The organism is Pseudoalteromonas sp. Of11M-6 (genome assembly GCF_022347905.1).
Lineage (GTDB): Bacteria > Pseudomonadota > Gammaproteobacteria > Enterobacterales > Alteromonadaceae > Pseudoalteromonas.
The window spans coordinates 16,317-31,253 of record NZ_JAKRFW010000054.1 but is presented as its reverse complement, the minus strand read 5'-3'; the positions used below and the strand labels follow the sequence as shown (position 1 = coordinate 31,253).

Below are 14,937 nucleotides of genomic sequence, written 5' to 3'. Positions count from 1 at the left end.
GTGTGATGGAGGGGGAAATAAGTTGTCTGTTAGCTGTCCACAAAGCCATCAGAAACATAGTTGCTTGCAAGCACCACAATAATTTATCAGCGCCTTGTGCCTCCCTCATCACACCCGAAAGTAAATTGCCAATGAGTCATTTCAACGCATGGATGCGTGAAAAGCGGTGACAGGGCCAAGGATGGCCCTTACACCGCGGTGACGTTCATATTGGCGATTTACTTGAGGAGTCAGTGTGATGTTGGGAGTGCCCTTTCTTTTGCGCAACGATTCTTTGGGCATCAAAGAAAAGTATGTCGTAGCCCATGGATGGGCGTCGAAATCCGTCAGGAGGACATATCAAGCATCCCTCCTTGGCTCGTATCGACTTAAGAATTGTCGCGTAGATAACGACTTGAACTAGTAGTAAAAAGAAGTAAGTCAGGCTTCAATTTGAAGTTTTAAAGCCTGACTATTTTAAGCATACGCCACTAAGCAGCAGCTTTTTTTCGAGAAAAGTTTTGTCTCGCCACTTTAGTTGTAATTGATAAGACAGCCAACAGTTCAAGACCTAACAGAATACTCTTCATTGAAGGGTAATTATAAAACACCCAATCCCAACCCCAAAACTGCTTGGCAAACTCTTCATTTACTCCTAGATACTCCAAATTACGAATCAAATTCTCTGCCATAGCTAACAAATCTATACATATAAATAGAAGGAACACTGTCATCAATGCCATATCTGCATTGGTCATAACAATGCTTTTTACACTCTGCCCTTTTCTCATCAACCAATTTCGAGACAAAATAGGTCTAGTGGCTATTAATAAAAACAAGACTACGTCGGTTAGAAAATGAATTAGATATATACGAGTATTTTTCCAAACTTGAACAGACTCATCGCTAAGAGCAAAGAGTTCAAAATGGAAAAAAGAAAATCCTAATAAGTGAGCGACAAAGAGTAAAAAACAGATATGACGAATATTGGTATCTGCGAAGTAGACAAGTCCCATTATTGCTATGGCTGTCAACATAACTACTTGGTCAAGCTCGGAGTTGAAATAAAATATACTAAAAGGAATAAAAAGAAGTGCTAATAAATATTTCATACTTTACCTGTAAAAACTCAATTCCATTACCCATTAGTTGAATCTGCTTCGACTTGTTTTGGTCGATCACCATTTTCTGTACCACTTCCTCCACAAACAAGTTTTGCATTCGTCTCAGTCAGCCAGAGTTGATGAAAGTTGTTTTTTTGCAATGTATGGCGACCCAAAAAACGAGCGATAAATTCCGACATCAAATTCTTCATCATTAATCTCTATTTTTTTATATCTTCTTGCTCTTTCTCACTCTGTTTAATTTGAGTGATAAGCCCTTTGATATCAACCGAACAATAAATACATATTTCTAAAAATTGGTTAATTCTTGGTTGTCCGACACCGGTTTCCCAATTTTCTATCGTCCTGAGAGACACACCAATTTTATCTGCCATTTGTTGCATGGTGACTCCCTTTCGTTTTCTAAGTGCGCGAAGGTCATCCCCTGAAATGCTATTTTTAAAGAAAAACAACGCAGTTATATCCTTAACATAATATCGTTACTATACGAATGTTAAAGAAGCAGTAAACGAGTCTTACTTTACACGCTTTGCTTCTCCGCCAACTCCGAACCCATTAACGGGAAATAGTAACAAAAAGAAACAAAAGCGCAACATTTTTGAGCTATGTTTTTCGTTAAGTAACAAAGCGTATATTATTTCGGCACACCTAGCAAATATAACAGTTGTAACAAAGATCCTTCACAAATAGCCGCGTCGGCACTTTCTACCACTTTTGGCTTACCATGGATTGCCACACCTAGCTGGGCGTTTGCCATCATCACTAAGTCATTTGCGCCATCACCAATGGCAACGGTTTGAGTCATTGGGATCGCATACTGGGTTGCAAGTTGACCTAGCACTTCCGCCTTTTTGTCGGCATCTACGATATCGCCTAGCACTTTGCCGGTGAGGTGCGCGTTTTCCACCTCTAGGGTATTGGCAAATACAGCGTCTAGCTGGAGTGGCTCTATCAATGATTCTGCAAACCATGTAAAGCCACCCGAGGCGATGGCAAGGTGCCAGTGATGCTGCTTGAGCGCCTGACACAACAGCTCTATACCGGGCATTAGCGGTAAGTTTTCTTTTAATGATTGAATTTGTGATAACGGTACGCCAGAGAGTGACGCAACGCGGCGGTGTAGACTTTCAGAAAAAGAGAGTGCCCCCGCCATCGCCTGTGCGGTGACAGAAGCCACTTCATCATATCGGTCGGCCAATCGAGCAATTTCGTCAATACATTCAATTTGAATTGCGGTGGAGTCCATATCCATCACAAGTAGCCCCGGTTCTTCTAAAGTAGGTGCTTGCGTTATAATCGCACCTTGCGCATTAATGCTTTTTGCAAAATCTCTTACTTCAGCCTTGCTCGGCAGTTGCGATGCGTTAAAACGCATACCCAATGCAACTGGGAGCTGTTCATGAGGTTGATATGCCGTAAAATAAGTTTGCTCGATAGCAAATGTTCGAAGAAATTTCTCAACTTCCAGAAGGTGTTGCAATTGTATATTTGGGCCAAAAAAGCATATTGATTGAGTTGTCGTCTCAGGTAATTGATTTACTTGTGTGAGGCTTGTGTTACCTTGGCAACTATACCAATGATCCAGCGCCATATGTTCCTGAATTGGTGTGTTTAGTTCACGATTAGCGAATTGAATGATTGACGACATAAGTTGCTCCTTGATAGCGTTAAGCCGATTTTTAACATGATTGCGCTAAGCTGTCAGCACTGGACCTTAGCAAAAGCGGGCAATATGCGATAAATATGAAAAATTTACATGTATTAGAAGTGTTAAACTCGACCAGAGGGCGTAGATTATTTCGCCTGTGCATCGCCGCGACGTGTTTAATTATGGTGACTTGGCTTGCGTTTAATACCAGTTTTGAATCTCATCGCTTGCTCCATAATGGCGCAGACCTTACCGCAAGAAGTCTCACCAAGCAGCTCGCAAAAAATGTGGCATTGCCCCTCTCTCGCAGTGATACGCCAAGGCTCAGCGCACTGGCAAATCACCTCGCTAGCGATGACTTTGTGCTTCAAGTCGCAATTTATGATTATCAAGGACGCTTTGTTGTTGGCAACGACGGTAATTCCTCACCCACAGATTATCAGCAGCTACCTCAAACCTTACCGGGACTGAGTAAAACCAAAAGCATTATTTCTGAACCAGTATATACGCCAACCGGACAGCCTCTTGGGTTCGTCAATATGGTCTATTTGACAGAAGCTGCTATGTCACAAAGCCACTCTCATTTCCACGAACTTGGACGAGTCGTTTTACTGATGCTGGTGATTACGATGGTATTCACATGGCAAATAGGTCGAGCATTAAAACGCTGGGAAGTAAAACGCAAAATTCGCAAGAAAGTAAAGATGCTTCCTGCGCCTGAAAAACGGGCAGAAGAATTAGAGCAGGGGTAAAGCTGTTAGCATTGTAATAAAGTTGATAACATAATAGTTAACCTAAAATAAAATCGAACAACAAAGGATATGAATAGTAAACTTTTTATTACCCCAAAACCCAATCCAAACGCTGAGTTGCGACTATTTTGCTTTCCCTACGCGGGTGGCTCCCCAGCAATATTTACGCCATGGATCGAAAAGGCAAGTGAATGTGTTGAGCTCGTTTTTGTGCAGCTTCCGGGGAGAGGGGCTCGACTGGTAGAGCCAGCAATAGACAACATGCCGGATATTATCTCTGAACTCATGGTACACCAAGACTATATGACCAGTAAGCCTTTCGCGTTTTTTGGACATAGTCTTGGTAGTCGCATTTCATATGAGCTTGCTTTTCAATTATTAGACGCTGGCTTACCTACTCCACGTAAAATATTTGCTTCTGCGAGTCGTGCACCGCATTGCACCTCAACTAAACGCCATTTACACGGTCTGCCACATGATGAATTTATTGCCGAGCTACGTGACTTAAATGGCACGCCAAAAGAGATTCTTGAAAATAAAGAACTAATGGAGTTACTGGTACCATTGCTGAGGGCCGACTTCAAAATAGCAGACACCTATGTCGCAGAGCAGCGAGCTTTACCCATCCCTATCCATGTTTTTCATGGTGTTGATGATGAGATCTTGAATGAACATGTCTCCGCATGGCAAGAGCTAACAGCACAACCATATCAGCTTACTGAGTTTTCTGGTGGGCACTTTTTTATTCACCAATACGCTGATGAGATGATCTCAATTATTAATCAGCAATTGGCTTGAGTATTGTTGGTGTTATGCCGGGAGAGCTTAAAGATCGCCGGGTGAACCGGCTCCTACACCTGCTTTTCTATTGCTGGTAAGTATGGTTTTATATCGCGGTAAAAGCATCAAGATCGCCGGGTGAACCGGCTCCTACCCTATTTTTCCATTGTTGGTAGGTATGGTTTTATATCGCAGTAAAAACCAAAAGATCGCCGGGTGAACCGGCTCCTACACCTGCTTTTCTATTGTTGGTAAGTATGGTTTTTTATCGCGGTAAAAACCAAAAGATCGCCGGGTGAACTGGCTCCTACACCTGCTTTTCTATTGCTGGAAGGTATGGTTTTATATCGCAGTAGAAGCATCAAGATCGCCGGGTGAACCGGCTCCTACACCTGCTTTTCTATTGCTGGTAGGTATGGTTTTATATCCCATTTGTGATATTGACTCGTAGGTCGAGATTTATCTCGACATCATCAATTTAGCCCAAGCCGAACAACTGTGTGGTATTTCGATAGAGGGCTGAGGCAAGCTCGCTTGGTGTTTCGCTTCGATATTCACAAAGCCTGTCAAATACTTGGACGACTCGCTTAGGAGAGTTCGGCTTCCCCTGATAACCATGTAACGGCATCGACGGCGAATCGGTTTCCAATACTAGGCTTTCAAGCGGCAGCTGTGATATTACCTGCGCTGTTTTTTCGCCTCTTGGATAGGTGATTGTGCCACCTACTCCTAGCTTAAAACCCTGAGCGATATAATATTCAGCCTGCTGTTTTGAACCTGAAAAGGCGTGGATCACCCCGCCATACTGTGGCTTAACACGTTTAAACGCGGCAGCAATTAGGTGATGACTTTTACGGTGATGGACGATTAGCGGAAGCTTTACCTGATTACTCAGTGCGATATGCGCTTCAAACAGTGCAATTTGGCGCTCAAGCGCGTCGCAGGTTGTATCAATACCGCACTCTCCTATCGCACACAGTTGGGTACGATTGTGTATTACATACTCTACCAACGCGGTCATATCGTCGTCGCAATGTTCGCCAATAAAATAAGGGTGTAACCCCGCGGCGATTTCACATTGTGGATGATGTGCTTGAAAATCAACAAGCTTTAGAGACTGCTTGAGCGTAACGCCAGGCACCACAAAGCGTTCAACACCATTGCTGCAGGCAGCTTTGATATGCGTAGCTAGGTCATCTGCCAACTCGCTGAAATCGAGGTGACAGTGACTATCTATAAAGGCGAATTTATGGGTTGAGCCGCTCAATTTCCCAACTGCCATCGGCTTGCTTCACATACATAAAGCGGTCATGAAGACGGTGCTCTCCACCTTGCCAAAACTCAACTTTAGTGGGCTCCACGCAATAACCGCCCCAAAAATCAGGTAGTGGAATTTCGCCTTTAGCGAACTTGTCTTTCATGCTACTAAAGGTTTGCATCAAGGCTTGGCGAGATGACACGGGGCGCGATTGCTGAGACGCCCACGCTGCAAGCTGACTTTCTTTTGGTCGTGATAAGAAATACTTGGCAACGCGACTGGTTGGTAACGGGACTGCTTCACCATACACGATAACCTGACGCTCAATTTCATGCCACGGGAAGTGCAAGCATATCTTGTTGTTTTGCTTTAGTTCTTGCGCTTTGCGTGAACCGGTATTGGTAAAGAAGACAAAACCGTGCTGGTCTACATGCTTAAGTAAAACAATGCGTTGAGACGGCTGGCCGTGCTCGTCAACCGTAGCGACGACCATCGCTGTTGGGTCGGTAAACTTGGCATCAATCGCCTGCTGTAGCCAGGTTTCAAACTGCTCAACGGGTGTGTCTTTTAGCATCTCACGACGTAAACCGTCTTTGGTATATTCTCTGCGAATGTCTTCAAGTTTCATCACTATTTCCTTTACAAAAAAGCCGCTATAAAGCGGCTTCTAGTATACCTTAATGCAAGTTAAAACTAACTTACATTTGCTCCATCACTTCGATACCAAGCAAATCTAGACCGGTTTTCAGTGAGTTAGCAACCAGATTACATAACAAGAGACGACTTTCACGGACGTCTGCAGCTACATCATCTTTCAAAATTGGGCACGCTTCATAGAATGTCATATACAAGCTCGCGAGCTCATATAAATAACTACATAATACGTGTGGCGTTGCTTCGCTGATCATCAGATCAAGTACTTCTTCCAATTGCAGCAGTTTGAGCGCAAGTGCCTTTTCCTGTGGTGCTTGAATTTGAATGCGACCAGTTAGGCTAGCGCTATCCATGTTTGCTTTGCGGAAAATACTACGCACACGGGTATAGGCGTACTGCAAATATGGCGCTGTCGCCCCTTCAAAGCTCAGCATCGTATCCCAGTTAAAGATATAATCGCTGGTTCTGTGCTTTGACAGATCGGCGTACTTCACTGCACCAATACCCACTTTACGCGCGATTTCTTGGCGTGCTTCATCAGATAAGTCAGAAGCTCTGTCAGCAAGTTTTTCTGTCGCACGGCTCACCGCTTCGTCAAGTAAGTCTGATAGCTTCACCGTACCGCCAGTACGAGTTTTAAACGGTTTGCCGTCGTTACCCATCATTGTACCGAACAGGCTCGGCTCGTAGCTGGTTTTGTCTTTTAAAAGACCCGCTTTACGTGCTGTGATCTCAACTTGGTTGAAGTGTAAGCCCTGACGCGCATCAACAAAAATTAGAATACGATCAACATCTAGCTCATTTGAGCGGTAATCACAGGCGGCTAAATCCGTCGTTGAATATAAGAAACCACCACCTGATTTTTGCACGATAAATACGGAAGGTTCACCGTCTTTATTTGCCAATTCGTCAAGGAATACTACTTGAGCGCCCTGATCTTCAACCGCAATGCCTTTCTCTTTTAATAGCTCAATTACACCGGCAAGACGGTCGTTGTAGGCACTTTCTGCCATGATATTATCACGCGTAAGCGTCACATTTAACTTGCCGTATACTTCTTCAGAATGTTTAACTGAGGTGTCGATAAACATTTGCCATAGCTTCTTACAATGCGCATCACCACTTTGAAGTTTGACTACGTAATCACGGGCTTTATCGGCAAAACCGGCTTCGTCATCAAAGCGCTTTTTCGCATCACGATAAAAGCTTTCAAGATCCGCAAGTGCGACATTTTCAAGGTCAACACCTTGGTTTAGCAAATCTTCAAGGTGTGCTATCAACATACCAAACTGGGTACCCCAGTCGCCCATGTGGTTTTGGCGAATAACGGTATCACCACGGAACTCAAGGGCACGTACAACAGCATCACCAATGATAGTTGAGCGCAGGTGACCTACGTGCATCTCTTTAGCAAGGTTTGGCGAAGAAAAATCTACCACGACTTTGTGAGGCTTAGCATGTTCAGCAACACCTAGCTTGGCATCCGTATTTGCCGCCTCTAGGCTTGTGGCTAAAAACTCAGGCTTGAGGTGAATATTAATAAAACCTGGGCCTGCGATTTCCGTTTTTTCTGCAAGATCAGCAACATCTAGGTTGTCGATGATCTTCTGCGCCAACTCCCTTGGATTGGTTTTTAGTGCTTTGGCAGCCCCCATCGCACCGTTAATTTGGTAATCACCAAACTGAGGACGCGTGCTTTGTGTTACCGCTGGGTTTGTACCTTCAGGGATACCAGCCGCTTGCATCGCTGCATTGGCTTTTTCAATTAAAATACTTTTGATGTTCATCTGTTTTCCTTTAATGCGCAGCGATTAGTGTTCACGAGTTTCATGGAACTTCACGTCAGGGTAACGTTCCATAGATAGATTCAGGTTTACGCGACTTGGTGCGATGTAAGTTAGGTTATCACCACCATCTAGTGCCAAGTTTTGCTCACACTTACGGCGGAATTCAGCCATTTTCTTCTCGTCATCACAGCTTACCCAGCGTGCGGTCTGAACCGTTATACTCTCGTAAATCGCATCCACGTTGTATTCAGACTTTAAACGCGCCACAACCACATCAAACTGCAGCACACCGACCGCACCTACGATCAGGTCGTTGTTGATAAGCGGCCTAAATACCTGTACCGCACCTTCTTCAGAAAGTTGTACCAAACCTTTTAAAAGTTGCTTTTGCTTGAGTGGATCTTTTAGACGAATGCGACGGAATAGCTCAGGCGCAAAGTTTGGAATACCGCTAAATTTAAGCGTTTCACCTTGTGTGAAGGTATCACCGATTTGGATCGTACCATGGTTGTGTAGACCGATAATATCACCCGCAAACGCTTCTTGAGCGCGTTCACGATCACCGGCCATAAAGGTTACCGCATCTGCAATACTGACTTGTTTACCAAGACGCACATGGTTCATCTTCATGCCCTGGCTATATTTGCCAGAAACAATACGCATAAAGGCAATACGGTCGCGGTGTTTTGGATCCATGTTTGCTTGGATTTTAAACACGAAACCAGAGAACTTTTCTTCGTCGGCTGTTACTTCACGGTCATCGGTTTGGCGTGGTAGTGGTTTTGGTGCCCACTCAGTTAATCCATCAAGCATATGGTCAACGCCAAAGTTACCAAGTGCCGTACCAAAGAACACAGGAGTTAATTCGCCAGTTAAAAACAACTCACGGTCAAACTCGTGTGAGGCTCCAATTACCAACTCAAGCTCTTCACGTAGTTGCTCAGCTAAGCTTTCACCCACAGCGGCGTCAAGCTCGCTGTTATCTAGTCCTTTGATAATGCGTTTATCTTGAATCGTGTGACCTTGGCCTGTTTGGTACAAAATCGTTTCGTCACGATGGATGTGGTAAACGCCTTTAAATTCTTTACCACAGCCAATTGGCCAAGTAACCGGTGCACACATGATGTTGAGCTCGGTTTCGACTTCATCAAGTAGCTCCATTGGGTCACGAATATCACGGTCCAATTTGTTCATAAAGGTAACGATTGGCGTGTCACGTAATCGTGTTACTTCCATTAGTTTACGAGTACGATCTTCTACACCTTTTGCTGCATCAATCACCATCAAGCATGAGTCAACCGCGGTTAACGTACGATAAGTATCTTCAGAGAAATCTTCGTGTCCTGGGGTATCAAGTAGGTTCACCAAAGCATCATTGTATGGAAACTGCATCACGGAAGTTGTTACCGAGATACCACGCTCTTTTTCCATTTCCATCCAGTCTGATTTAGCGTGTTGATTTGAGCCACGGCCTTTAACCGTACCGGCTTTTTGTAACGCCTTCCCGAATAAGAGTACTTTTTCAGTGATAGTGGTTTTACCCGCATCCGGGTGCGAGATAATTGCAAAGGTCCTTCGCTTATTGATTTCATTAAGAAAATCTTGGGTAGCCATGTATAAATTCTTTTAGTTTGTACACGGATTTGTACATATTTTCGGAAGCACGCTCTTTCTTGCCCTTCGCTTGTCAAATCCGTCATGTTAATCGTAGTTGGCCGCTATTTTCGCTGATCTTGACTTTATAAACAATCAATGTTTGCTGAATCGCGTACTATTTAACCTGAACTTCGGATAATTAATGCCTTTCTAGCAGAAAGGCTATTTACGCTTATTGTACACCAACCTTGCTATTGAAACCGTCACTTACCTTTTTTGGTTAAACAACATAGCGAAATATTTGTGTAAAGTTAGGAGCTCAACTCCCGTTCCTTACTAGCGACAAGCTACCTATGTCCATATGAGTAAGGCAATAACCTTGCCCTTTAGTAGTTCCAAATAAATGAGAAATATTTAACGCAGTTAGCATCAGATTTGATTCTTCAAATTGAGCAAATAATAAGACAAATTGGTATTAAACAGCACAGCTCAACTGGCGCTCGCGCCAACATTTTAATCGACACCTTAAAAGGTGATGGAATACAACGCATGGGGAAAATTTGTTTTGCAGGACTCAAAAAGAAAGCAGCCCCGAAACACTTGCTTTGGGGCTGTTTCATAGGGGATTAGGCCAACTCTTCAGTTTTTTGTACTAAACGAATTGCTTCATTGATAAAAGATTGTAGTGGGTGTAAGTGAATATCTTCTTTCCAAATAGCCAATAGATCCTCAATAACGTGGTGTTCAGAAACTAGCTCCGTCCCTTGATACTCTCTAATTATTGGATGAAGAAATTGGCTGTGATCTGAAGCCGCGACATTTTCTCTATGGATCCGGTTGGCAGTAAACGGGTCAAAGTCCGCATCTATACCATATTCTAGTGTTACGGTGAAAAACTGTCTTTTCTCTTTTGCTAAAGATTCAAGCACATGATTTATGGGTAAAGAAAAACCATAATGTACTTTGTCACCATCTGGGTAAAAATAATCACCTATAAATCCAGGCTGCTGCCACATAGCACCGGACTCATTAACCTGATCAAGCACGAGTTGAGCAACATCTTCGTTGTTACAGGTAACTTCAGGGTAATGCTCGCCCTGCTTTTTGTTTAATATCGTATTCAATGCTCGACTATTATATCTAAACCCGTGAATAAATCCTGATGTCGCCATTTTATAATCTAACGAATGGGTCAAAGTACCCGCAAAATACATATTTTTTTGATTAACCGATTCAAAATCGTTATTTAATTTTGGATACTTATCTTTGATTGTGAGCTCTGGCTTCGTCTCTTCACTAAACAAACTAGTATCAATAGCAAACCCAGTACAACAAAGTACTTTGTCATACCATAGTTCTTCTAGCTCCCCTTCAGCATGCTTGTATTTAAATAATACTTTAAAGCGTTGATTTACGCATTCAATCGACATGATCTCTGCGTCCAAGACTGCATTTTGCGATTTGAGTTGATAGGTATCAAGCACGTTGTTATTCACCGCTCTCAAATGACCTACGTAGTGTGTTTTCCATGCAAAATTTACAGAATTAGGACTACAAAGGTGGATGATGGCTGCTGAGGAAACTAAGTGATCGGCAGTTTCAAAGGCTGAGTTACCTTTACCAATCACTAGTACTGTTTGGTTTTCATAATCCTTTGTGTCAATTGACATCTCAGTATAGTTTTCAGCTAACTCAATTCCTTTAATCTGTGGGATATGTGGTTTCAAAAAGCCACTTGCAACGATTAACTTCTTAGCAAGAAAAACGTTCCCATTTTGATCTGTTAGCCTATATAGTGCACCTTCCTTATCTATATTAACAACTCGAGTGTTACATCTCACTTTAATGTCAAAGTGATTTACATAATCTTGCATATACGTAACTAAGCTGTCTGCCTGAGGAAAAAACTCCTTATCATAATCTTTAAATAACAAAGAATAATCATCAGACAACAATGAATTCCAGTCATGCCTCATATTGAATTCAGGATTGTCGCTCCCAGTAAATCGCTTATTTATTGAAATTAACTTACGATGCCTCGGAAACTTTTTATAAAAATTCCCCGGTTGCTCACCGGCTTCCAAGATGAGGTAGTCTTTTTGGTCACGCTCAAAGTAATATCCTAATTGTACCCCTGCAGGTCCGGCCCCAATGATAATATGGTCGATATGTTGCGTGTTATGTTCAGTACTATTCACGGTTAAACTCCAAATTTTTGATGACGGTTGAGTCCAAGCAGTGATGCTTAAAAATCTCTACGAGTGAGCAGACTTAATGCATTGGTACGCATTATTTTTTGCAGTTGCACTTCACTCAATCCAGAGTGTAAATAGCGCTCAACTAATGCCTCATAATTGCCACATACAGGCCAGTCTGAGCCAAATAAAACTTTGTCTACTACTTTGGGGTTACTACGAACCAACTCAGTCACCACATCGATTGGTACTAACGCAGTATCAATAAATGCATTTGGGTACTTAGTAATTACTTCAACAGATTCTTTGTACCAGTGCGGCTTACCTGCATGGCACAATACGACTGCCAACTCAGGACATGCCTCAAAAATAGGAATAAAGTCCGCGGGGTTACAGTACATTTGTTCTGTATCTTTTTGAGCCGTAAACCCGGTATGAAACATGATCACCACTCCATGCTGTTCACAGAGTTTATAAATTTCCATCATGTCACTACTTAATGCATCAAAACCATGATCAGCAGGATAGAATTTAAACCCTCTGACTCCAGCCTCTATACTTTTATGAAATTCAGCTATCGGATCCTTGTGATAATTAGGATTAACACTACCAAAAGGCACTAAACTATTGTTATCTTTACAACGGTTAGCGATCATTTCACTGGTAATAGAATAGTTTGTACCCGGCCCACATTCAGCCAGAATAATCCCTGTGCTTACACCCGCGTTTTGAAGGTAGGCAGACATTGCCTCACCATTTGAAAATAGCTCCTTAACATCAGCCCCATCTTCTAACGGAATTTTTTGTATTAAATCTTGGATGTCTTCACGCAGTTGCGGGAAATCACCCGCATGGATATGAAAGTCGATAATATTATTCATGGTATTTCCTTTTGTATTTTTTTATAAACTACCGGTTACGATATGCCTGTCAGTCCCTGTTTCTATCAGCTCTACACAAGAGAAACCCGCCTGGTGTAAAAGAGATTTATACTGCTCAAAGCTACGATGTGCGCCTTCGGTATGGAGCATCATGTTTAAGTGCATTACAGCAGTTGAATAGCGACTTCCAGCAACATCAAAAAGTCTTTCCAAAATGAATACTTTACCGCCATTTCCGGCGGCCAACTGAGCGTGAATTTTAGTGAGGATGGCTACTGATGAATTCTCATTCCAATTAGATAAAACGTTGCTCAGCAAATAGTTATTGCCATTAGGTATCGAGTCTTCAAAAAAGCTGCCAGCTTTAAATCGAATGCGGTGAAAAAGGGGATTATCATTACAATACCTATCAAACTCAGAAGCAACCTCAGGAAGGTCAAATACTGTAACGCTTTGTGCCTTGTTTGCAGCGATCAGCATACTGGCTACTGCACCTGCACCACCACCAACGTCAACAACATCTCCGAGTGCGTCAGGTAAAAATGAGATTAAGGGTTGGCCTGAGCAGTGACTCAGCTCCCACATCGCAGCAGCAAAACTATAGCTTTTGTCTTGGCTGTATATATCATCATAAGGCGAGCGAGGTTTTTCCTCACCAGTCAAAAGGTTTTCTAATTTAAATATGGACTTGCGACCTTGATCGCATACAAATTGAGTGAAGTTTCCTAAATAACGTATGTGGGTTTTATCGAAGAAGGGAAGATAATAATCCTCAACAGCGAAGCCATCACCACGTTCCGTGAGAATATCTAGTGCATTAAGCGTCAATAACATTCGATGCAGAGCTTCAGGTGCTAGGTTCAGCTCTTGCGCTAGCTGGCCGATATTTGTTCCTGGTGCCTGAACTAACCGTTCAAATATGTTGTATTTAAAACACAGAGCAAGTAATTCAGTAACGACATAACCATATAAATGCTTGTCGTACTCCTCAAGACTATACAATTCTTTCATTTTCCTTGCCTACCTATAGACAGTACTTGTAATTAATTCGCTAGGAATACTTGAACTGCAGTAAAGAGAAGTCGTTACATCAAGTACTTGGCTACATAGCTTGAAAGCAAGGAGGGGCAGAAAACACTCGCCTGACTTTCAGCGTTTAGCTGTTCAATCATGATTAAAAATGTGTCAATAGTGACCAAAACTGAACACTTTGCGAACAGGTTAACATGTTAATTTAATTAATTTCAAGTAAATAAATAATTTACAAATGATACAAAATGGTTCAACTTTTCATATCTGCCATCGCCACTACAACTTTTCTATTGCCGTCGAATTCATCTCGACCATGCGCAATAATGCGGTTATCAACCATTACGACATCTCCTTGTTGCCACGTAAACCGCACAGCGCAGGATTCATAGGCCTCTGCAATCAGCTGCATTGTTTCATCAGAAATAACACTCCCGTCTGCAAATGTAACATTTCGTGGTAATCGATCTTGCCCCAACAACTCAAGCAAAACGGCCCTCACCTGAGGTTCTAGACAAAATGGGTGATGTAGTTGCACTTGGTTGAAAAAGCTTACTTCTTCTGGAGATAAGACCAGTACGCCAGCCGTTGTGAACTCTGTAGTTATCGTATCGTCTGCGTCGTGACTAAATGTTAACCCTAGCCGTTCACAAATAGTTTTGACTTCATCAAGGCTGTCTGTTTTGAAATAGTCCTGCCAAGACACATCGAACCCAGCAGAGAAGTTACGCGTATATTTCAATCCCTTTGCTGAAAAATCCTGCTTGATATGCTCCGGTAAAGCCTTGTATACAGCACGACAATCCACTAATGGCGTTGCCCCTCCGACAGCCGCTGGCTGTTCACAAAAAAAGAATTGTTTTGTTGGCCAAACCCCAGTATTGGAACTTTCATTATGGAAAAGTATTTTCATGTTATTAGGGTATGGTGTGGACTTGTATATTTTCTTACCAACCTCTTTTTTCGGTAAATCGCCATAGTTACCGTAAAGGTCAGGACAAATGGCTGCGGCAAATGCTTCAAAGTGCTCAGGAGTTGGTAATGAGAAGTCTCTAAAAACCAGTGCAGCATCGCGTTGCAATAAATCTAAAATAGCTTCCCGATTTGTACTTGCCCATAAAACGGGATCTGCTATTGCGATACCGGACAAAAAAGTAGGGTTAGTGACCGAGGACGGCGTTAAGTTGGACTCAATCAACGTCGCGAATGACTTAATATCAGCACCATCTATTATTGTATCTACCATTACTCTCT

Annotated in this window: 14 protein-coding genes; 2 read left to right on the top strand and 12 right to left on the bottom strand. The window is 42.6% G+C overall.

Annotated elements, in window-relative coordinates; translation table 11 throughout:
* Positions 1-470: 470 nt before the first annotated feature.
* The 4 genes from MHN32_RS20185 to serB form a co-directional block, all read right to left on the bottom strand.
* Positions 471-1,091 carry a hypothetical protein gene (locus tag MHN32_RS20185; RefSeq protein ID WP_227387390.1) on the bottom strand — a complete coding sequence of 207 codons (621 nt, stop codon included), beginning with the start codon at positions 1,089-1,091 and terminating at the stop codon, positions 471-473.
* Between the two features lie 26 nt (positions 1,092-1,117).
* Positions 1,118-1,297 carry a hypothetical protein gene (locus tag MHN32_RS20180; protein WP_227387391.1) on the bottom strand — a complete coding sequence of 60 codons (180 nt, stop codon included), beginning with the start codon at positions 1,295-1,297 and terminating at the stop codon, positions 1,118-1,120.
* Positions 1,298-1,303: 6 nt separating this feature from the next.
* The gene (locus tag MHN32_RS20175) at positions 1,304-1,555 is read right to left on the bottom strand and encodes a helix-turn-helix transcriptional regulator (RefSeq protein WP_010604437.1); all 252 of its coding nucleotides are present in this window, start codon (positions 1,553-1,555) and stop codon (positions 1,304-1,306) included.
* Positions 1,556-1,737: 182 nt separating this feature from the next.
* Entirely contained in the window at positions 1,738-2,751 is a 1,014-nt protein-coding gene (gene serB, locus MHN32_RS20170) for a phosphoserine phosphatase SerB (RefSeq protein ID WP_239422627.1), read from the bottom strand.
* Positions 2,752-2,846: 95 nt separating this feature from the next.
* Here serB and MHN32_RS20165 point away from each other — a divergent pair, with 95 nt between their 5' ends.
* Both MHN32_RS20165 and MHN32_RS20160 read left to right on the top strand, forming a co-directional pair.
* A complete protein-coding gene (locus MHN32_RS20165) occupies positions 2,847-3,503 on the top strand; it encodes an AhpA/YtjB family protein (protein WP_010379158.1) in 657 nt (218 codons plus the stop codon).
* 69 nt (positions 3,504-3,572) lie between these two features.
* On the top strand, positions 3,573-4,301 hold the full coding sequence (locus tag MHN32_RS20160) for an alpha/beta fold hydrolase (protein ID WP_010604439.1): 729 nt from the start codon (positions 3,573-3,575) through the stop codon (positions 4,299-4,301).
* A 460-nt stretch (positions 4,302-4,761) separates the two neighbouring features.
* Here the strand turns inward: MHN32_RS20160 and MHN32_RS20155 are convergent, their stop codons facing one another.
* From MHN32_RS20155 to MHN32_RS20120, 8 genes are all read right to left on the bottom strand, one after another.
* Positions 4,762-5,565, bottom strand: a complete 804-nt coding sequence (locus tag MHN32_RS20155) for a TatD family hydrolase (RefSeq protein WP_239422626.1) — start codon at positions 5,563-5,565, stop codon at positions 4,762-4,764.
* Positions 5,531-6,172, bottom strand: a complete 642-nt coding sequence (pdxH, locus tag MHN32_RS20150; protein ID WP_199539682.1) for a pyridoxamine 5'-phosphate oxidase — start codon at positions 6,170-6,172, stop codon at positions 5,531-5,533. The genes MHN32_RS20155 and pdxH overlap by 35 nt, the downstream gene beginning before the upstream one ends.
* A 67-nt stretch (positions 6,173-6,239) precedes the next feature.
* The gene (argS, locus tag MHN32_RS20145; RefSeq protein WP_010604442.1) at positions 6,240-7,982 is read right to left on the bottom strand and encodes an arginine--tRNA ligase; all 1,743 of its coding nucleotides are present in this window, start codon (positions 7,980-7,982) and stop codon (positions 6,240-6,242) included.
* Positions 7,983-8,006: 24 nt separating this feature from the next.
* On the bottom strand, positions 8,007-9,596 hold the full coding sequence (gene prfC / locus MHN32_RS20140; RefSeq protein WP_010604443.1) for a peptide chain release factor 3: 1,590 nt from the start codon (positions 9,594-9,596) through the stop codon (positions 8,007-8,009).
* A 608-nt stretch (positions 9,597-10,204) separates the two neighbouring features.
* On the bottom strand, positions 10,205-11,776 hold the full coding sequence (locus tag MHN32_RS20135; RefSeq protein WP_102056222.1) for an NAD(P)-binding domain-containing protein: 1,572 nt from the start codon (positions 11,774-11,776) through the stop codon (positions 10,205-10,207).
* A 47-nt stretch (positions 11,777-11,823) separates the two neighbouring features.
* Complete coding sequence (locus MHN32_RS20130) at positions 11,824-12,654, bottom strand: amidohydrolase family protein (RefSeq protein ID WP_010604446.1); 831 nt, start codon at positions 12,652-12,654, stop codon at positions 11,824-11,826.
* 21 nt (positions 12,655-12,675) lie between these two features.
* Entirely contained in the window at positions 12,676-13,665 is a 990-nt protein-coding gene (locus MHN32_RS20125) for a methyltransferase (protein ID WP_102056221.1), read from the bottom strand.
* Positions 13,666-13,936: 271 nt separating this feature from the next.
* Positions 13,937-14,929, bottom strand: coding sequence for a TauD/TfdA family dioxygenase (locus tag MHN32_RS20120; RefSeq protein WP_211867979.1), 993 nt, complete (start codon positions 14,927-14,929; stop codon positions 13,937-13,939).
* Positions 14,930-14,937 lie beyond the last annotated feature (8 nt).